13 protein-coding genes and 1 tRNA gene are annotated in these 20042 nt (G+C 42.4%); 1 reads left to right on the top strand and 13 read right to left on the bottom strand.

All coding sequences use genetic code 11. From position 1 onward, the window contains the following. The 13 genes from AN392_RS08855 to AN392_RS08795 form a co-directional block, all read right to left on the bottom strand. Positions 1–89: GTP-binding protein (locus AN392_RS08855; protein ID WP_233997923.1), on the bottom strand; the 89-nt coding region annotated here is incomplete at its 3' end. A 62-nt stretch (positions 90–151) separates the two neighbouring features. Continuing rightward, entirely contained in the window at positions 152–2266 is a 2115-nt protein-coding gene (gene fusA / locus AN392_RS08850; RefSeq protein ID WP_010392137.1) for an elongation factor G, read from the bottom strand. Positions 2267–2293: 27 nt separating this feature from the next. Further along, the gene (rpsG, locus tag AN392_RS08845) at positions 2294–2764 is read right to left on the bottom strand and encodes a 30S ribosomal protein S7 (RefSeq protein WP_010392135.1); all 471 of its coding nucleotides are present in this window, start codon (positions 2762–2764) and stop codon (positions 2294–2296) included. 97 nt (positions 2765–2861) lie between these two features. Continuing rightward, entirely contained in the window at positions 2862–3236 is a 375-nt protein-coding gene (rpsL, locus tag AN392_RS08840) for a 30S ribosomal protein S12 (RefSeq protein ID WP_002958885.1), read from the bottom strand. 194 nt (positions 3237–3430) lie between these two features. After that, the gene (gene rpoC, locus AN392_RS08835; RefSeq protein WP_054202751.1) at positions 3431–7603 is read right to left on the bottom strand and encodes a DNA-directed RNA polymerase subunit beta'; all 4173 of its coding nucleotides are present in this window, start codon (positions 7601–7603) and stop codon (positions 3431–3433) included. A gap of 104 nt (positions 7604–7707) precedes the next feature. Next, entirely contained in the window at positions 7708–11733 is a 4026-nt protein-coding gene (gene rpoB / locus AN392_RS08830; RefSeq protein WP_010392125.1) for a DNA-directed RNA polymerase subunit beta, read from the bottom strand. 268 nt (positions 11734–12001) lie between these two features. Then, positions 12002–12364: a 50S ribosomal protein L7/L12 gene (rplL, locus tag AN392_RS08825; RefSeq protein WP_008108465.1), complete on the bottom strand. Its 363-nt coding sequence runs from the start codon at positions 12362–12364 to the stop codon at positions 12002–12004. Between the two features lie 74 nt (positions 12365–12438). After that, a complete protein-coding gene (gene rplJ, locus AN392_RS08820) occupies positions 12439–12933 on the bottom strand; it encodes a 50S ribosomal protein L10 (RefSeq protein ID WP_008108464.1) in 495 nt (164 codons plus the stop codon). Between the two features lie 320 nt (positions 12934–13253). Beyond that, entirely contained in the window at positions 13254–13958 is a 705-nt protein-coding gene (gene rplA, locus AN392_RS08815; protein ID WP_010392122.1) for a 50S ribosomal protein L1, read from the bottom strand. 4 nt (positions 13959–13962) lie between these two features. After that, positions 13963–14391, bottom strand: a complete 429-nt coding sequence (rplK, locus tag AN392_RS08810) for a 50S ribosomal protein L11 (RefSeq protein WP_008108462.1) — start codon at positions 14389–14391, stop codon at positions 13963–13965. 217 nt (positions 14392–14608) lie between these two features. Beyond that, the gene (gene nusG / locus AN392_RS08805) at positions 14609–15166 is read right to left on the bottom strand and encodes a transcription termination/antitermination protein NusG (RefSeq protein WP_008108460.1); all 558 of its coding nucleotides are present in this window, start codon (positions 15164–15166) and stop codon (positions 14609–14611) included. A 4-nt stretch (positions 15167–15170) separates the two neighbouring features. Then, complete coding sequence (gene secE, locus AN392_RS08800) at positions 15171–15548, bottom strand: preprotein translocase subunit SecE (RefSeq protein WP_054202752.1); 378 nt, start codon at positions 15546–15548, stop codon at positions 15171–15173. Positions 15549–15679: 131 nt separating this feature from the next. After that, positions 15680–15756: transfer RNA gene (locus AN392_RS08795), tRNA-Trp, on the bottom strand. Between the two features lie 165 nt (positions 15757–15921). Between AN392_RS08795 and AN392_RS08790 the strand changes: the two genes are divergently transcribed. Continuing rightward, on the top strand, positions 15922–19911 hold the full coding sequence (locus AN392_RS08790; protein WP_055012489.1) for a two-component regulator propeller domain-containing protein: 3990 nt from the start codon (positions 15922–15924) through the stop codon (positions 19909–19911). The last annotated feature ends 131 nt before the right edge of the window (positions 19912–20042 follow it).

The following is a 20042-nucleotide window of genomic DNA, read 5'->3' as shown; positions in this document are numbered from 1 at the left end:
GCAGTTAGTGTAGTTTTACCGTGGTCAACGTGGCCGATTGTACCAACGTTTACGTGCGGTTTTACGCGTTCAAACTTTTCTTTTGCCATCTTAAAAAATTCCTAATAAAGAAATTAAAGCCTGACTCAGTATTGAGCCAGACAAGCTAAAATCATATAACAGCGCGAGCTGAAATTATTGTATCTGCAACCTGCTTAGAGGCTTCAGCGTACTTCAAAAACTCCATAGAGTATGAGGCACGGCCCTGTGTTGCAGATCGTAAAGCAGTCGCATAACCGAACATTTCAGATAGTGGTACCACAGCATTAATTTGCTTAAGGCCACCAAGTGCATCTTCCATGCCTTCGATCATGCCGCGACGACGGTTTAGGTCGCCAACTACATCACCCATGTTTGCTTCAGGAGTGAGTACTTCAACCTTCATTACTGGTTCTAAAAGTGCAGGGTTTGCATCTAGCGCACCTTGTCTCATAGCCAGTGAACCTGCTATTTTAAATGCCATTTCATTCGAATCTACATCATGGAATGAACCATCATATAAAGTCGCTTTAACACCAAGTAATGGGTAGCCTGCCAGTACACCTTGAGCCATTTGCTCTTGGATACCTTTGTCTACCGCAGGGATGTATTCTTTCGGCACTGAGCCACCTACGGTTTCGTTTACGAACTCGTAAATTGGGGCTTCATCATCCGAAATATCCATCGGTTCAAGTTTAAGCCAGACGTGACCATATTGACCACGACCACCTGATTGACGTACAAACTTTCCTTCAACTTCAACAGTTGAACGAATAGCTTCTCGGTATGCAACCTGCGGCTTACCAACGTTACATTCAACACTGAATTCACGTTTCATACGGTCGACAATGATATCAAGGTGAAGTTCACCCATGCCAGAGATAATAGTCTGGCCTGATTCTTCGTCAGTTTGTACGCGGAAAGATGGATCTTCTGCAGCTAGTTTTCCTAGCGCGATACCCATTTTATCCTGGTCAGCGATTGTGCGAGGCTCAACCGCAACAGAGATAACTGGTTCTGGGAACTCCATACGCTCAAGCGTAATAATAGAGTTCGGATCACACAGTGTTTCACCTGTTGTTACGTCTTTGAGACCAATAGCCGCCGCGATGTCGCCTGCGTGGACTTCTTTGATCTCTTCACGTGAGTTTGAATGCATCTGAACGATACGACCAAGACGCTCACGCTTACTTTTTACTGGGTTATATACCGCGTCACCCTGTTTAACAGTGCCAGAGTAAACACGGAAAAAGGTTAAAGTGCCAACAAACGGGTCTGTTGCAATCTTGAATGCAAGAGCAGCAAACGGCGCTTTATCATCAGCAGGACGCTCTTCCTCAGTACCATTTTCTAAGATACCTTGGATTTGTTTCACTTGTGTTGGTGATGGCATATATTCAACAACGCAATCAAGCACAGCTTGAACACCTTTGTTTTTAAATGCACTACCACACGTCATGGGAACAATTTCGTTCGCTAATGTGCGTTGACGCAAAGCATTTTTAATTTCTGCTTCGCTTAACTCTTCACCTTCTAAGTATTTATCCATTAGTTCTTCAGTAGCTTCAGCAGCGCTTTCAACTAAGTGAGAGCGCCATTCTTCGGCTAATTCCTGAAGTTCTGCCGGTATTGCCTCATAAGAGAAAGTCATACCCTGGTCTTTATCATTCCAGTTAATGGCTTTCATTTTAATAAGGTCAATAACACCTTTAAAGTCGTCTTCAGCGCCAATAGGCAGCTGGACTGGAACAGGCGTTGCTCCAAGACGAGATTTCACCTGGCTTACAACCGTTAAGAAGTCAGCGCCCGTGCGATCCATTTTATTTACGAAGATCATTCTCGGAACTTCGTACTTGTTCGCTTGACGCCAAACTGTCTCAGTTTGCGGCTGTACACCCGATGAAGCACAAAGAACAACTACCGCACCATCTAGTACACGTAAAGAACGCTCTACTTCGATAGTGAAATCTACGTGCCCTGGGGTATCAATAATATTGATGCGATGGTCGTCAAATTGAGCGTCCATCCCTTTCCAGAAACACGTTGTTGCAGCAGAAGTGATTGTGATACCACGCTCTTGTTCCTGCTCCATCCAATCCATAGTTGCAGCGCCATCATGCACTTCACCGATCTTATGAGAAAGACCTGTGTAGAACAGAACACGTTCTGTTGTGGTGGTTTTGCCTGCATCTACGTGAGCACAAATACCGATATTGCGGTAACGCTCAAGTGGAGTTGTACGTGCCATAAAATCCTCTTAAAGGTTAAGGACAGATTACCAACGGTAATGAGCGAATGCTTTATTCGCTTCAGCCATACGGTGAACGTCTTCACGTTTCTTAACCGCAGTGCCTTTGTTATCAGCAGCGTCAACGATTTCTTGAGCTAAACGTAAGCCCATAGATTTTTCGCCACGCTTACGTGCAGCGTCTACTAACCAACGCATACCTAATGCGTTGCGACGTACTGGACGTACTTCAACTGGTACTTGATAAGTTGAACCACCAACACGGCGAGATTTAACCTCTACCTGTGGACGGATGTTATCAAGTGCAGTTTCAAAGATTTCTAGGTGCGACTTGCCTGATTTCTCAGCAGCCACGTCTAGCGCACCATAAACGATTTTTTCAGCAGTAGATTTCTTGCCGTCTAACATTACGATGTTAACGAATTTTGCAAGAAGTTCCGATCCGAACTTAGGATCTGGAAGAATTTTACGTTGACCTATTACGCGTCTTCTAGGCATTTTGTATCTCCGGTTTATTCAGGTTTGTCCTTTTGGAACAATAACCCAAAACAATAATTAATAATATTTAGTGCTTGGCCTTACTAACGGAATACAATTAGCCTTTAGGGCGTTTTGCACCGTATTTAGAACGAGCTTGACGACGGTCGCTTACGCCTGCACAGTCAAGTGCACCACGTACAGTGTGGAAACGCACACCTGGTAAATCTTTAACACGACCACCACGGATTAGGATTACACTGTGCTCTTGAAGGTTATGACCTTCACCACCGATGTATGAAGTTACTTCGAAACCGTTAGTTAAACGTACACGAGCTACTTTACGTAACGCCGAGTTTGGTTTCTTAGGTGTAGTTGTATATACGCGAGTACATACACCACGCTTTTGCGGACACGCTTTAAGCGCAGCTGAGTTACTTTTAGTAACCTTGCTACGACGTGGCTTACGCACTAGCTGGTTAATAGTTGCCATTTAAATAGCTCCTGAAATTAAAATTACTACTGAAAAAAATAAAAAATCCGCCCTTGTTTTACGAGCATGTATTAAACGTGCAAGTAAATGGGTGGCGGAATTTTAATGAGCAAAGATTGACCTGTCAACCTAAACCGCTCGCAAGGCAGTAGATAACTACCTTGCGAAACTCTAATCTATTGATTAGATTCGGTTTATTGATTTCCAGATAAATCCGCGTTTAAGGCATCAGTCAGTGCTTGAGTCGCCTCTTCTGCACTTACCGTTTGCTCTTCAACAACGTCTTTTTGCTTACGACGAGCCATACGATCTTGATGATACGCAAAACCGGTACCGGCTGGGATCAATCGACCCACAATTACGTTTTCTTTCAGACCGCGTAACTCATCGCTCTTACCATTTACAGCGGCTTCTGTTAGGACACGAGTTGTCTCCTGGAACGAGGCTGCTGAGATGAAAGATTCTGTCGCTAGTGATGCTTTAGTGATACCCATTAACTGGATTTCAAACTTAGCTGGGATCTTACCTTGAGCTTCAAGGTCGCGGTTTGCGATATTAACGCGTGCCACTTCAATTTGCTCACCGGCTAAGAACTCAGTATCACCACCGTCTAGAATGATACATTTACGTAGCATTTGACGAATAATAGTTTCAATGTGCTTATCATTGATCTTAACGCCCTGCAAACGGTAAACCTCTTGCACTTCGTTAACAATGTAGTTAGCAACATGAGTCACACCACGTAGGCGTAAGATGTCATGCGGTGATTCTGGACCATCGGCGATAACTTCACCTTTAGACACTTGCTCACCTTCAAACACGTTAAGTTGACGCCACTTAGGGATCATTTCTTCGTAATGATCGCCTTCAGCTGGAGTAATAACTAAACGTTTCTTACCTTTAGTCTCTTTACCGAAGCTAATCGTACCGGTGATTTCAGCTAAGATAGCTGGATCTTTCGGCTTACGCGCTTCAAATAAGTCGGCTACGCGTGGTAGACCACCCGTGATATCACGAGTTTTCGAACCTTCTTGCGGAATACGTGCTAGTACGTCACCTGGGTTTGCAGTCGCGCCGTCTGTTACTTCAATCGTAGTGAATGAAGGAAGACGTGTTTCTTGCAAGCCACGCTCATCACTTTCAATGATAAGTTTCGGCTCTTTCGCATTCGCTTTAGCAAGATCTTTAACAACTACACGAGTTAAACCCGTTAGTTCGTCAGTCTGTGCTTCAGTATTTGAATCATCGATATCGCTGAACGATACTTTTGATTTATGCTCAAGAACGATTGGGTGACTATGCGGGTCCCAAGTAGCAACAATGTCGTTACCTTGAACTTCTGCATTGTCTTGCACTGTTAATACCGCACCGTAAGGTACTTTATAACGCTCTTTCTCACGACCATAGCTATCAATGATAGTGATTTCTGTAGAACGAGAGGTAATAACAATCTTACCGTCTGTATTTAATACATACTTAGCGTTGTGAAGTTTTAATGTACCGTTAGTTTTAACTTGTACATTATTTTCAGCAGACGCTCTTGATGCCGCACCACCGATGTGGAATGTACGCATCGTAAGCTGTGTACCCGGCTCACCGATTGATTGTGCCGCGATAACACCAACTGATTCACCCGCGTTGATGATATGACCACGTGCTAGGTCACGACCATAACACTTAGCACAAACACCAAAGTCGTTATCACAGGTGATAACTGAACGTACACGAACTTCATCAACTGAGTGCTCTTCTAAAAGGTCACACAGTTTTTCGTCAAGCATGATGTTACGTTCTACAAGTACTGTATTAGTACCAGGGATAACAACAGGCTCAGCAACAACACGACCTAGTACACGTTCGCGAAGTGCTTCTACAACGTCACCACCTTCAATAAGCGGTTTCATTGTTAAGCCATCTTCTGTGCCACAATCGTCTTCATTGATTACCAAATCTTGTGCAACGTCTACTAGACGACGCGTTAGGTAACCCGAGTTCGCTGTTTTCAGTGCTGTATCGGCAAGACCTTTACGCGCACCGTGCGTTGAGATGAAGTACTGAAGTACGTTTAGACCTTCACGGAAGTTAGCCGTGATTGGCGTCTCGATGATTGAACCATCTGGACGTGCCATTAGACCACGCATACCTGCTAGCTGACGGATCTGAGCGGCACTACCACGAGCACCTGAGTCGGCCATCATAAACACTGAGTTAAATGACGGTTGCTCTTCTTCTTCACCTTGCGCATTCACTACGGTGTCTTTTGACAAGTTAGCCATCATTTCACGTGATAAGTTCTCATTTACACGTGACCAAATATCGATAACTTTGTTGTACTTTTCACCAGCCGTTACAAGACCTGATTGGAATTGTTGGTTGATTTCAGTTACTTCAGCTTCTGCTGCTTCAATGATTGATGCTTTAACTGGTGGGATAACTAAGTCATCGATACCAATTGAAACACCTGACTTCATTGCGTAGTGGAAACCGGTGTACATAACTTGGTCAGCAAACACAACTGTGTCTTTTAAACCAAGACGACGGTAACACTCATTTAATAAGCTAGAAATTTGCTTTTTACCTAGAGCTTGGTTGATTGACTCAAACGGCATACCTTTAGGTAAAATAAGAGACAGAATTGCACGACCCACTGTAGTATCAATGATAGTAATTGTATCTTCTACAACACCATCTTCATTAGCTACTGATTGGCTAATACGTACTTTCACTTTTGCGTGAAGGTCGGCATTACCACTACGGTATGCTTTTTCTGCTTCTTTAGGATCTTTAAATACGGTGCCTTCGCCTTTCGCGTTAATGCGGTCACGCGTCATGTAATAAAGACCTAATACAACGTCCTGTGAAGGAACGATGATTGGCTCACCATTAGCAGGCGATAAGATGTTGTTTGTAGACATCATTAACGCACGAGCTTCTAGCTGCGCTTCAATTGTTAGCGGTACGTGTACCGCCATTTGGTCACCATCGAAGTCGGCGTTGTAAGCCGCACATACTAATGGATGCAAATGAATCGCTTTACCTTCGATAAGCACAGGTTCAAACGCTTGGATACCCAAACGGTGAAGTGTTGGTGCACGGTTAAGTAATACTGGATGTTCACGAATTACTTCGTCTAGTACATCCCATACTTCCGCTACTTCACGCTCAACCATCTTTTTAGCGGCTTTGATTGTCGTAGCCATGCCGCGACGTTCTAATTTGCCATAGATGAATGGTTTGAATAACTCAAGTGCCATCTTCTTAGGAAGACCACACTGATGAAGCTTAAGTGTAGGACCAACCGTGATTACAGAACGGCCAGAGTAATCTACACGCTTACCAAGTAAGTTCTGACGGAAACGACCTTGCTTACCTTTGATCATATCAGCAAGCGATTTAAGTGGACGTTTGTTAGAACCTGTAATTGCACGACCACGACGACCGTTATCAAGTAGCGCATCAACCGCTTCTTGTAACATACGTTTTTCGTTGCGTACGATAATATCTGGTGCAGCTAGATCTAGTAGACGCTTAAGACGGTTATTACGGTTAATAACACGACGGTAAAGGTCATTTAGATCAGATGTCGCAAAGCGGCCACCGTCTAGTGGTACTAATGGACGTAAGTCAGGTGGCAATACTGGAAGTACTGTCATGATCATCCACTCAGGGTTATTACCTGATTGGTGGAACGATTCCATTAACTTAAGACGTTTAGTGATCTTTTTACGCTTAGTTTCAGAGTTAATTGTTGGTAACTCTTCACGCATCTCTGCAATTAATTGAGCAAGATCGAGTTCACGAAGCAAGTCTAATACTGCTTCAGCACCCATCTTCGCTTCAAACTCATCGCCGTGCTCTTCAAGTGCATCTAGGTATTCTTCTTCACCTAATAGCTGACCACGCTCAAGCGTTGTCATACCAGGCTCAGTTACTACGAATGATTCGAAGTAAAGAACACGTTCAATATCACGAAGCGTCATATCAAGCATTAAGCCGATACGTGACGGTAATGATTTTAAAAACCATATATGCGCAACTGGACTTGCCAGTTCTATATGACCCATACGGTCACGACGCACTTTAGTGAGTGTTACTTCAACGCCACACTTTTCACAGATCACACCACGGTGTTTAAGGCGTTTATATTTACCACATAAACACTCATAATCTTTCACTGGGCCGAAAATACGGGCACAGAATAAGCCATCGCGCTCAGGCTTGAAAGTACGGTAGTTAATAGTCTCAGGTTTCTTTACTTCACCGTATGACCATGAACGAACCATGTCTGGTGAAGCAAGACCAATGCGAATTGCATCGAATTCTTCGGTCTTATTTTGTTGCTTCAGAAACTTAAGTAAGTCTTTCACCTTAGCTCTCCTGTCGGAGTTAATCTTGAGGACGGATGTTCTCGTCCCTACATTCTATTCAGCCATAACAGATGCTACAGCGTTAACTGCAGCATCTAATTGGCTTAATTTTCTTCCAACTCGATGTTGATACCCAGTGAGCGGATTTCTTTCAACAATACGTTGAACGATTCTGGCATACCTGGTTCCATTTTATGGTTACCATCAACGATGTTTTTATACATCTTAGTACGACCGTTCACGTCATCCGATTTCACTGTTAGCATTTCTTGTAGAGTGTAAGCAGCACCGTAAGCTTCAAGTGCCCATACTTCCATCTCACCAAAACGCTGGCCACCGAACTGTGCTTTACCACCCAGCGGCTGCTGAGTAACAAGGCTGTAAGAACCAGTAGAACGCGCGTGCATCTTATCATCAACCAAGTGGTTAAGTTTAAGCATGTACATGTAACCTACAGTTACTTGACGTTCAAACTGATCGCCAGTACGGCCATCATAAAGTGTAACCTGACCACTTCTAGGGTAGCCGCCTAGCTCTAGCATGTCTTTGATTTCGTCTTCTTTCGCGCCATCAAATGCAGGAGTAGCAATCGGTAAACCACCTTTCAAGTTTTCAGCTAAACGACGAATTTCGTCATCAGAGAAACTAGCGATATCCACAACCTGACGAGATTCACCGATCTCATAAGCTTGTTTGATGAATTCACGTAGCTCATGAAGCTCGCGTTGCTCTTTCATCATTTCTTCTAAGCGCTCACCAATACCGCGTGCAGCTAGACCCATATGTGTTTCAAGGATCTGACCGATGTTCATTCGCGATGGTACACCTAGTGGATTAAGTACGATATCTACCGTACGACCTTTGTCATCGTATGGCATATCTTCTACTGGTACGATAGTCGAGATAACACCTTTGTTACCGTGACGACCCGCCATTTTATCACCCGGTTGGATACGACGTTTAACAGCTAAGTATACTTTAACAATTTTAAGTACACCTGGTGCTAAGTCATCACCTTGAGTAATTTTACGACGTTTGTTTTCAAACTTCTTATCGTATTCAGCTTTAAGCTCATCGTACTGTGCAGCTAGTTGCTCAAGTTCAGCTTGCTTGTCTTCTTCAGCAAGGCTTTGAGTTAGTAACTTTTCAGCATTCAGTGACGCTAAGTTGTCTTCATCGAAGCCAGCTGCCACAAGTAACTTGCGAGCACGCTCTAAAACACCAGCTTCTAGAATACGGAACTCTTCGTTGAAGTCTTTCTTCGCTTCGCGAAGCTGCATGTCTTCAACTTCTAACGCACGCTTATCTTTTTCAACGCCATCACGGGTGAAAACTTGTACGTCGATTACAGTACCAGTTACAGAGTTAGGTACACGTAAAGAGCTGTCTTTAACGTCAGACGCTTTTTCACCGAAGATAGCACGTAGTAGCTTCTCTTCTGGTGTTAATTGCGTTTCGCCTTTCGGAGTCACTTTACCTACTAGGATATCGCCGCCTTTAACTTCAGCACCAATATATACAACGCCTGATTCATCAAGCTTGCCTAGTGCAGATTCACCCACGTTCGGGATATCTGCTGTGATCTCTTCTGAGCCTAATTTAGTATCACGGGCGATACACTGTAGTTCTTGAATGTGGATAGTCGTTAGACGATCTTCTTCAACTACGCGCTCTGATAGTAAGATTGAATCCTCGAAGTTGTAACCGTTCCATGGCATGAATGCCACACGAAGGTTTTGACCAAGGGCTAAGTCACCTAAGTCAGTCGAAGGACCATCTGCTAACACATCGCCACGAGTAACCGGTTCACCAACCATACAAGTCGGCTTTTGGTTAATACATGTATTTTGGTTAGAACGTGTGTACTTGGTTAAGTTGTAGATGTCGATGCCCGCTTCACCAGGGATGCGCTCTTCTTCATGTACATTAACAACGATGCGACTTGCGTCGGCATACATTACTTCACCACCACGTTTAGCAACAATCGTTACACCAGAATCTTTTGCTAGTGTTAACTCAATACCTGTACCTACTAACGGTTTGTCCGCTTTCAATGTTGGTACTGCTTGACGTTGCATGTTTGAACCCATCAATGCACGGTTAGCATCATCGTGTTCTAGGAACGGGATAAGTGCTGCCGCTACAGAGATCACCTGTTGTGGTGATACATCCATATATTGCTGGTCCATGCGACCCATAAAGGTTGATTCACCTTTGTGACGACATGGGATAAGTTCATCTACAAACTCATTGGTTTCAGTTAAGTTTGAGTTCGCCTGTGCGATAACAAACTGACCTTCCTCAATGGCTGATAGGTAATCAACTTCATCAGTTACTACACCGTCTACCACTTTGCGGTAAGGTGTTTCTAAGAAACCGTAGTCATTGGTACGTGCATACGTAGACAATGAGTTAATTAGACCGATGTTTGGACCCTCAGGAGTCTCGATTGGACATACGCGACCGTAGTGAGTTACGTGAACGTCACGTACTTCAAAACCAGCGCGCTCACGAGTTAGACCGCCCGGACCTAATGCAGAAATACGACGCTTATGCGTTACTTCTGATAGCGGGTTATTTTGGTCCATAAACTGTGATAACTGAGACGAGCCGAAGAACTCTTTAACCGCTGCCGAAATAGGCTTAGCGTTAATAAGATCTTGTGGCATTACCGCATCAAGGTCACCTAAGCTTAAACGCTCACGTACAGCACGTTCTACACGTACTAAACCTACACGGAATTGATTCTCAGCCATTTCGCCAACACTACGTATACGACGGTTGCCTAAGTGGTCTATATCATCAACATCGCCAACACCGTTACGAATAGCAATCAATACCTTCATAACCGCTACGATGTCTTCTTTGCTTAATGTGCCAGGGCCTGTGTCTGAATCGTAACCTACACGGCTATTGAACTTCATACGACCTACTGTTGATAAGTCATAGCGTTCTTCTGAGAAGAATAAGTTCTCAAATAAGGCTTCAGCCGCGTCTTTCGTCGGTGGCTCGCCTGGGCGCATCATGCGATAAATTTCTACTAGTGCTTCTAAACGGTTGCTTGACGAGTCAATATTCAACGTATTTGACATGTAAGCGCCGCTGTCCACTTCATTGATGTATAGTGTATCAATGGTCGTGTGACCGGCTTTAACCAATTCAGCCATCATTTCAAGCGTTAGCTCGTCATTTGCAGTAGCAATGATTTCACCTGTTGACTCATCAACATAGTTCTTCGCTAATACACGGCCAATGATGTACTCATGTGGTACTTCTAATTGCTTAATGCCTTTTTTCTCGATGCTCTTGATGTGGCGAGCCGTAACACGACGACCGCTTTCAACAAGGACTTCACCGTCTTCGCTCTTGATATCAAAAGCGGCAGTTTCACCACGTAAACGTGAAGGCACAAGTTCCATAAGAACTTTACCGTCAGCGATTTCAAACGCAGTAGTATCGAAGAAGATATCTAGGATTTCTTCACTCGTGTACTCAAGTGCACGTAGGATGATAGACGCCGGTAATTTACGACGACGGTCAATACGTACATATAAGTTATCTTTTGCATCAAATTCGAAGTCTAACCATGAACCACGGTAAGGAATTACACGTGCGTTATAAAGCACTTTACCTGACGAGTGAGTTTTACCGCGGTCGTTATCAAAGAATACACCAGGGCTACGGTGTAGCTGAGAAACGATAACACGCTCTGTACCATTGATTACAAAAGTACCGGTATCGGTCATGAGCGGAATTTCGCCCATGTAAACTTCTTGCTCTTTAATGTCTTTAACTGTGCCTGGAGCTTCTTTGTCCATTACTACAAGACGCAGTTTCACGCGAAGTGGAGCAGAATAAGTCACACCGCGAATTTGACATTCTTTTACATCGAATACTGGCTCACCAATACGATAACTTACGTATTGAAGCTCAGAATTTCCCGAGTAGCTTTTAATTGGGAACACAGAACGGAAGGCAGCTTCCAAACCATGATCGCCATCAGCGTCCGGGACTAAGAATTTTTTAAACGATTCTAACTGCGTCGACAGTAAGAAAGGTATATCCAAAACTTGTGGACGTTTACCAAAATCCTTACGGATACGTTTCTTTTCAGAATAAGAGTAAGCCATGGGGTTCCTCAGCTTGCTGATCTTTGACCCGACCTGTTCTTGTAAGAACAGACTTAACTGGCATCTATGCCAAGATGTACAACATTAACTGTTGTTCCAACTTAATCCCACCTCAACACTAGCAAACTATAAAGCGTTGAAATTAAAGAATAAATCAGATTTTATTTGCGCTATAAGAATAGTCGCTCTATAGCGCAAAAAGGCCGGTGATTAAATAATCACCAGCCCTTGCCTGATTTCTCAGGCAGCGAACCTAGCAAAAGCTAGATTACTTAACCTCAACTTCAGCACCAGCTTCTGTAAGGTCTTTAGCAAGAGCTTCAGCTTCTTCCTTAGAGATACCTTCTTTAACTGGAGTTGGAGCAGCTTCAACTAGAGCTTTAGCTTCTTTTAAGCCAAGACCAGTTGCGCCACGTACAGCTTTGATTGCCGCAACTTTATTAGCGCCAGCGCCAGTAAGGATTACGTCAAATTCTGTTTTCTCTTCAGCAGCTTCAGCAGCAGGACCTGCTACCATAGCAGCTGCAGCAGTTACGCCGAATTTTTCTTCCATTGCTTCAACTAGAGCAACAACGTCCATTACTGACATTTCAGCAATTGCGTCAAGGATTTGGTCTTTAGTTACAGACATTACAAATTTCCTAATAATTAACGGACTCTAAGGTCCAAATAAATTTACACCGAAAGGGATTAAACAGCTTAAAATTAAGCAGCTTGCTCTTCTTTCTGTACACGTACTGCTTCAATTGTTTTACACAATTTACCAGCAGACGCTTCTTTCATAGCGCTCATTAAGCGTGCAACAGCTTCGTCGTATGTAGGTAGAGTTGCAAGCATAGCTGCATCTACTACATTACCTTCAAAAGCGGCCGTTTTAAGCTCAAATTTCTCATTCTTTTTCGCGAAGTCTGAAAAGATACGCGCAGCAGCACCTGGGTGCTCTGATGAGAAAGCGATTAAGCTTGGACCAACAAATGAATCAGATAGGCATTCAAAGTCTGTTCCTTCAAGAGCACGTTTAGCTAGAGTGTTACGGACAACTTTCATCCAAACACCCGCTTCGCGAGCTTCTTTACGAAGGGCAGTGATTGCACCAACTGTTACACCACGAGAATCTGCAACTACTGCAGATAGAGCACCAGTGGCTGCTTCGTTGACTTCAGCAACAATTGCCTTTTTGCCTTGAAGATTTAAAGCCATGGGTGTTACTCCTGGTTTAATGGGTTACCGTACATCGGCTTCCCTGTTTTACTCTTCCCCACCAATAAAGGTGGAGATGCTTTTTACGGCGAGAGCCAGAAGATTAGGAAAAATCTATCTGGGGATTCACACCGTCTACGTAGGTAATATTAAGGCCGAAGCCGCCTACGGTCTTGGACGGAAGCCCAATTTATCGCGTTGCCCGAAGGCGCTTCGAAATTATGGACTTCAACCCGAATTCTTTACTTTGCGATTAACTAAATTAATCAGCAAAATGGCGCAAAATTATAGTACAAATTTCACGCCATGTAAACACTCAATTAAGCAACAACTGTGCTTAAAGTGCCTTGGTCAACAGAAACACCTGCGCCCATTGTTGTAGAGATAGTTACTTTCTTCAAGTAAACACCTTTAGCTTGAGAAGGTTTAGCCTTCTTAAGCGCAACAATTAGAGCTTCAAGGTTTTGTTGTAACTGCTCAGCAGTGAAATCAACCTTACCAATAGTAGTATGGATGATACCATTTTTGTCATTGCGGTAACGCACTTGACCTGCTTTCGCATTTTTAACTGCTTCTGCAACGTTAGGTGTTACAGTACCAGTTTTAGGGTTTGGCATTAGACCACGTGGGCCTAAGATTTGACCTAGTTGACCAACAACACGCATAGCGTCTGGTGATGCAACAACAACGTCAAAATTCATCTCGCCTTTCTTAACTAGGTCAGCAAGATCTTCCATGCCTACTAATTCAGCACCGGCTTCTTTTGCAGCTTCTGCATTAGCGCCTTGAGTGAATACAGCAACACGAACGTCACGACCAGTACCGTTAGGTAGTACAGTAGCACCACGAACGTTTTGATCAGATTTACGAGCATCGATACCAAGGTTAACAGCAACGTCAACACTTTCTACGAATTTAGCTGTCGCTAGTTCTTTTAAAAGAGCAACTGCTTCGTTAATTTCGTAATCTTTAGTTACTTCCACTTTTTCGCGGATAGTACGCATACGTTTAGTTAATTTAGCCATTATCTTAGTCCTCTACGTTCAAGCCCATCGCACGCGCAGAACCTGCGATAGTGCGAACCGCAGCTTCTAAATCAGAAGCTGTAAGGTCTGGTTTCTTTGTCTCAACGATTTCTTCAAGTTGAGCACGAGTTACTGTGCCTACTTTTTCAGTGTTAGGACGGCCTGAACCAGATTTGATACCTGCAGCTTTCTTAAGTAAGTAAGCAGCCGGTGGCGTTTTCATGTCGAACGTAAATGAACGGTCGCCGTAAACAGAGATCACTACAGGAACTGGAGCGCCTTTTTCGATAGATTCTGTACGTGCGTTGAACGCTTTACAGAATTCCATGATGTTTACACCGTGTTGACCTAGTGCTGGACCTACTGGAGGACTAGGGTTAGCCATACCAGCAGCAACTTGTAGCTTGATTAGAGCTTCAACTTTCTTAGCCATTATAAATACCTCATTAGGTGGGTCTTAGCCTTGTGCGCGCGAGGACGCGTACTCTAGCGGCTTCCCAGTTTAAAAATTGGTTTCTCACTTTTTAGTAAACAGTTAAACAAACGTTTTCCCTGAATACAAAAAGGCCGCTGATTATAAGTTAATCAGCGGCCTTTTTCAAGCTTCGTGCCAAAAATTTAAAAGTTTTTAACGCGACGCTTTAAATCAATTACTTATCTTGTTCAACTTGACCAAATTCAAGTTCAACTGGCGTAGAACGACCAAAAATAAGTACCGACACTTTAACGCGGCTCTTTTCGTAGTCAACTTCTTCAACCACACCACTAAAGTCTGCAAATGGACCATCAGTAACACGAACCACTTCACCCGGTTCAAATAATGTTGCTGGTTTAGGTGCTTCTGCGTTCTCTTGTAGACGGTTAAGAATACGATCAGCTTCTTTTGTGCTGATAGGCGCAGGACGGTCTGATGTGCCACCAATAAAGCCCATAACACGTTCAGTGCTATTTACTAAGTGCCAGCTTGCATCATTCATATCCATTTGTACTAGTACGTAACCTGGGAAGAATTTACGCTCAGATTTACGCTTTTGACCAGCACGCATCTCTACGACTTCTTCAGTAGGAACTAATACTTCACCAAAGCTATCTTCTAGACCTTTGATTTTAATATGCTCTAATAATGTTTGAGCAACACGCTTCTCATAACCTGAGAAAGCCTGTACTACGTACCAACGTAGTTTCTTTTCGTTATTCTCATCCGACATGGGATCAGATCTCCAATCCAGTTAAAAAGCCTACAGCGCGGAATAAAATGCCATCTAATCCCCAAAGGATTAATGCCATAATCACTGTTGCAACCATTACAATTAATGTCGTGTGCGTAGTTTCTTGACGCGTCGGCCAAACTACCTTGCGTACTTCGATACGCGCTTCTTTTGCAAAAGCAAGGAATGTACGTCCCTTGAAAGTTTGCGAAGCAATAGCTAAACCCGCAGCTATCGCAACCACAACGCCAATAGCACGTAGTAATACAGACTGATCTGCAAACATATGGTTACCAACGACTGCGCCTGCAAGTAGCGCAATTGCTACTAACCACTTTACTGACTCCATCCCACTCGATGGTGTTTCTATATTCGTGCTCATAATATTATTACCTTAACTACAGACACAACAACCCTGCACGTCGACAGGGTTAATCCATTAAAATCTAAACTTAAAAACAAGCTTACTTAAACCGATTTTTAGTTCTAGACTTTACTCACTTTGTAAAAAATTGGCAGGGGCGGAGAGATTCGAACTCCCAACCGTCGGTTTTGGAGACCGCTGTTCTACCAATTGGAACTACGCCCCTGCAAAGTGGATGCCTATTATACTTACGCAATTCATTAACACAAGAGTAAAAAGATACCCATAACTTAAAATCTCACTGACGGCTGTAAAAATCAAACTTAACATTATTAAAAAAGCAGTTTATGATTGTTTCAATTTTAGGAATACTGTTCGCACAAGGAAGCCAGTGCCTTTACTTCAAACCCTATTCAAAACCCTCATTTTAAGTATTTTTTGCTTGTTTCATAGCATGCTTATTGCCCGCCCTATTCACTTAGATACATATTCGAGTGAGCAAGGATTATCGCAAAACTCGATTACATGCAGCATCACTGATGAGCAAGGGTTTCATTGGTTTGCCACACAAGGCGGTCTTAATCGCTTTGATGGTTATGAGTTTAAACGCTTCAAGTCTCACCCTACTGAGGCTAGTATTTCAGGAAACTGGGTCACCGATTGCCTTGCTGGCGGCCCTCATGCTATCTGGTTTTCTACAGCCAGTAATGGTTTAAACTTACTTGATACTCAAACCGGTCAATTTAAGGTTTTTAATACGCAAACTGAGTTGGCGATTACTGATAACCGTATATGGTCACTGGCGTCAGATAACCTAAATAATATTTGGTTAGGCCATGAACATGGAAAGTTAACACGATTAAATATAGTCAATAATGAAGTTGAGTCATTTAGCTATAATAGCCCCGAGCAAGCTAATACCGTAATACAAGATATCGTAATAGATGCTCAACAGAATATCTGGTTAGCGACCAACGAGGGATTAATTAAATTTAACCCAGAGCTAAAAACGTTTAAACACATAGCAAAGAGCCATAAGAATTTATGGCGGTTACACTTAAATACACAAGGGCAGCTATTACTAGCAAGCAAACAAGGCCTTAGCCTATTTATTCCAACAACAGAGGCTTTTGCGGAGTTTGCTCAATTTACAGATGTATGGTTCACCGATATATTAATTGACGACACCGATACCATGTGGCTGACAAGTTATGGAAAAGGTTTATTTTATAAAACAGAGCAAAGTATATCTAAAAATAACTTTGAGCACATACCGCACAATAAACAGCAACTAAATGGGCTTGCTAATGATTACCTTTTGTCAATCTATCAAGACCAGTTCGGTATCATTTGGATTGGTACTGATGGCTATGGCTTGCAACGTTATGATAAAAAGCAAAATCAATTTTCGCATCAACAGCATTTGAGCGATGATGAGACTACCATTAGTCATAATTTTGTTCGCGCTCTACTTAAAGATTCACAAGGTCAGTTATGGGTTGGTACGCGTGATGGCTTAAACAAACAAACCGACACTGGCTTTAAGCGCTATAAAGTTAACTCAAAATTGCAAAGCGGCCTTACTAATAATAATGTATTTAGCCTGCATGAAGATAACCAACAGCGACTTTGGATTGGTACCTATGGCGGTGGGTTACTGCAATACAATCCAGCTGAAGATAATTTTATTGCCTATACAACGCAAAGTCATCAACTTAGCAGCGATCGTGTTTATGCGATAACGAGCGATCCTAAAGGAAATTTATGGCTAGGTAGCAACCAAGGTTTAACACGCTTTAATCCCGACACCTTAGAGGTTCAACATTACAAGCACGACGACTCAGTAAATAGTCTTGCTAACAATACCGTATTTACTCTGCTTTTTGATCAAAATACAAACGGATTGTGGGTCGGGACGCGTGCAGGTTTAAATTATCTAAGCATGGCCGATGAATCATTTACCCATTACCCCGCAAATAACGAACCGAAAACTGGTTTAAGCCATAATATGGTCACTTCCTTGCACCTGCAAAATAACGATACTTTATGGGTTGGTACCTTTGGTGGTTTAAACCGCCTTGATAAAAAAACACAAAAGATCACTTATATTACCGAACATAATGGATTACTGAACGATAATATTTTTGCTATTAAAGATGATAGTAAAGGCCACTTATGGCTAAGCAGTAACCAAGGGCTCACTCGCTATAATCCCACGAATCAAGCTATGCAGCATTTTTTACCTCGTGACGGAGTGCAGCATAATTCGTTTATTTTAGGTGCCGCTTTTCAAGCAGCTGATGGCGAGCTATTTTTTGGCGGTATCAATGGCTTTAATCAGTTTTACCCTAGTAAACTGCTATTGAGTACTGCAGCCCCAACCCCAGTGTTAACTGAGCTATTAATTTATAACCAAGCAAGTTCAACAAAAAACTATCTAACAGATCAAAAACAGCCAGTAAAACTAATAAATCATACTAAAAAACTCTCTTTTCCAACTAGCCAAGGGGTCATTGGCTTTAAATATTCCGCCGTTAATAATGCCTCATCTGCTAATCAATACCAGTATGCTTACAAGCTAAGTGGTTTAGATAAGCAATTTATCTATACCGATGCAAGCCAACGACAAGTTAACTATTCACAGCTAAGTGCAGGTAATTATCAATTACAATTAAAAGTAAGCGATCAATACGGGCAATGGAGCAAAGTTCACACTATGCTAAAGCTGACAGTAACGCCTCCTTGGTGGCAAACGAAATTGGCGTATGCGGCTTACCTTATAATAGTTTTGATTATTACATGGTTAATTTTAGCGTCACGCTATCGAGCTAAAACCGCAGAGCAACTCATTCAACAAGAAAGAAAGCTTACTCAACTAAAGACCCAATTTTTAGATAATATTAGCCATGAACTTAAAACGCCATTAAGCTTAATTTTAGCGCCAGTAGAAAACTTACAACAGCAACAACTCGGTGCTCAAGCGCAACATCAAGTTTCTATAATCAAGCGTAACGGGCTCCGCCTACTTAATTTAATTAATGAGCTATTACAGCTCAGTCAGCGCCCAAGTGCGACTATAAAATATGTATCCGCTTATTCTATAAGCCCTTTTATAGAACAAATAGTAGACGACTTCGCTATTTTGTTTGCTCAAAAAAATATTAGTTTTTCCTTTAAAGACACCACGCAACAGCCTAATTATATAAATTTAGAAACTAAACATGCTTTATCTATTTTTGATAACTTATTGACCAATGCACTTAAATACACTCCATCAAATGAAAGCGTTAATCTAACACTCTCTAACACAAACAATAATGTTGTTATAACGGTATCTGATACTGGTATTGGTATCGAAGAACACCAGCAAGCGCTTATTTTTGAACGTTTTACTCGTGTTGCAACACACAACCAGACAGGCAGTGGTATAGGTCTCGCGCTGGTTAAGCAGCTTGTAGAGCAATACGGTGGGCAAATTTCATTAGTTAGTAAAATCAACAAGGGAAGTTGCTTCACAGTCACTTTGCCACTGTGTGAATCAAGTAACTTATTAACGGATAAACAATTATCACCCTCTCAAACTATGCCGCTAAAAAACAACAAAAAGCTACTCATTGTTGAAGATAACGAGGAAATGCGTGAGTTACTGGTTTCACTGTTTAGTGATGACTATACCTGTCTGAGCGCTAATAATGGAGAAGAAGGGCTTTTGCTGTGCCAAACTCAAATGCCCGATGTGGTGCTCAGTGACGTGATGATGCCAACGATGGATGGATATCAACTTCTAAGCGCTATTCGCTCAGACATTTCGATAAACCATATTCCTGTTTTATTACTCTCTGCCAAAGCAGACAGTAATAGCCGTATAAAAGGGCTTGATTTACTGGCCGATGACTACCTGTGTAAACCCTTTGAAGCATCATTATTAAAGAGTCGGATTCATGGTTTATTAGGTATTCGTGATGCGTTAAATAAACACTTAGTTAAACAGCTATCAGCTCAAGTACATGCTGTGACCTTAGATGCGCAAATAGAGCAAAATAAAGATTACACATTTACAGAACGCTTAAAAACAATCTTGCGCGAAAATTATCAAAATGAACTGTTTAGCGTCGAAGAGTTTGCCAGCGCAATGTGTTTGAGCCCTCGCGCACTGCAATTAAAAATGAAAGCTCTTTTTGACGTTACACCCAGTGATTACATTCGCAATACCCGTCTAGAATATGCAGCAAAATTATTAGCAGGTAGCGACTTAACCATAGGTTTAGTTGCAGATAACACCGGCTTTAGTTCTCAAAGTTACTTTGCTCGTTGCTTTAAAGCCAAATATACAGTGACACCTAAACAATATAGAGAAGCACAAACATGTAAAAGTCATTAGCTTCGCATCTGTACTCAAAGCTTTCGCCTGAGTACTATTTTTAAGCTACTGATTTATTTAAATTAACCTTAATTAGCCATTGCTAAAAAAATAACTACAAATGTAATTAAGCAGATAAATTAAGGAAAATA

The sequence above is a fragment of the Pseudoalteromonas sp. P1-16-1b genome, assembly GCF_001401785.1.
GTDB lineage: Bacteria > Pseudomonadota > Gammaproteobacteria > Enterobacterales > Alteromonadaceae > Pseudoalteromonas > Pseudoalteromonas undina.
Note: the sequence above shows the minus strand (reverse complement) of the source record. Positions and strands in the feature narration are given on the sequence as shown.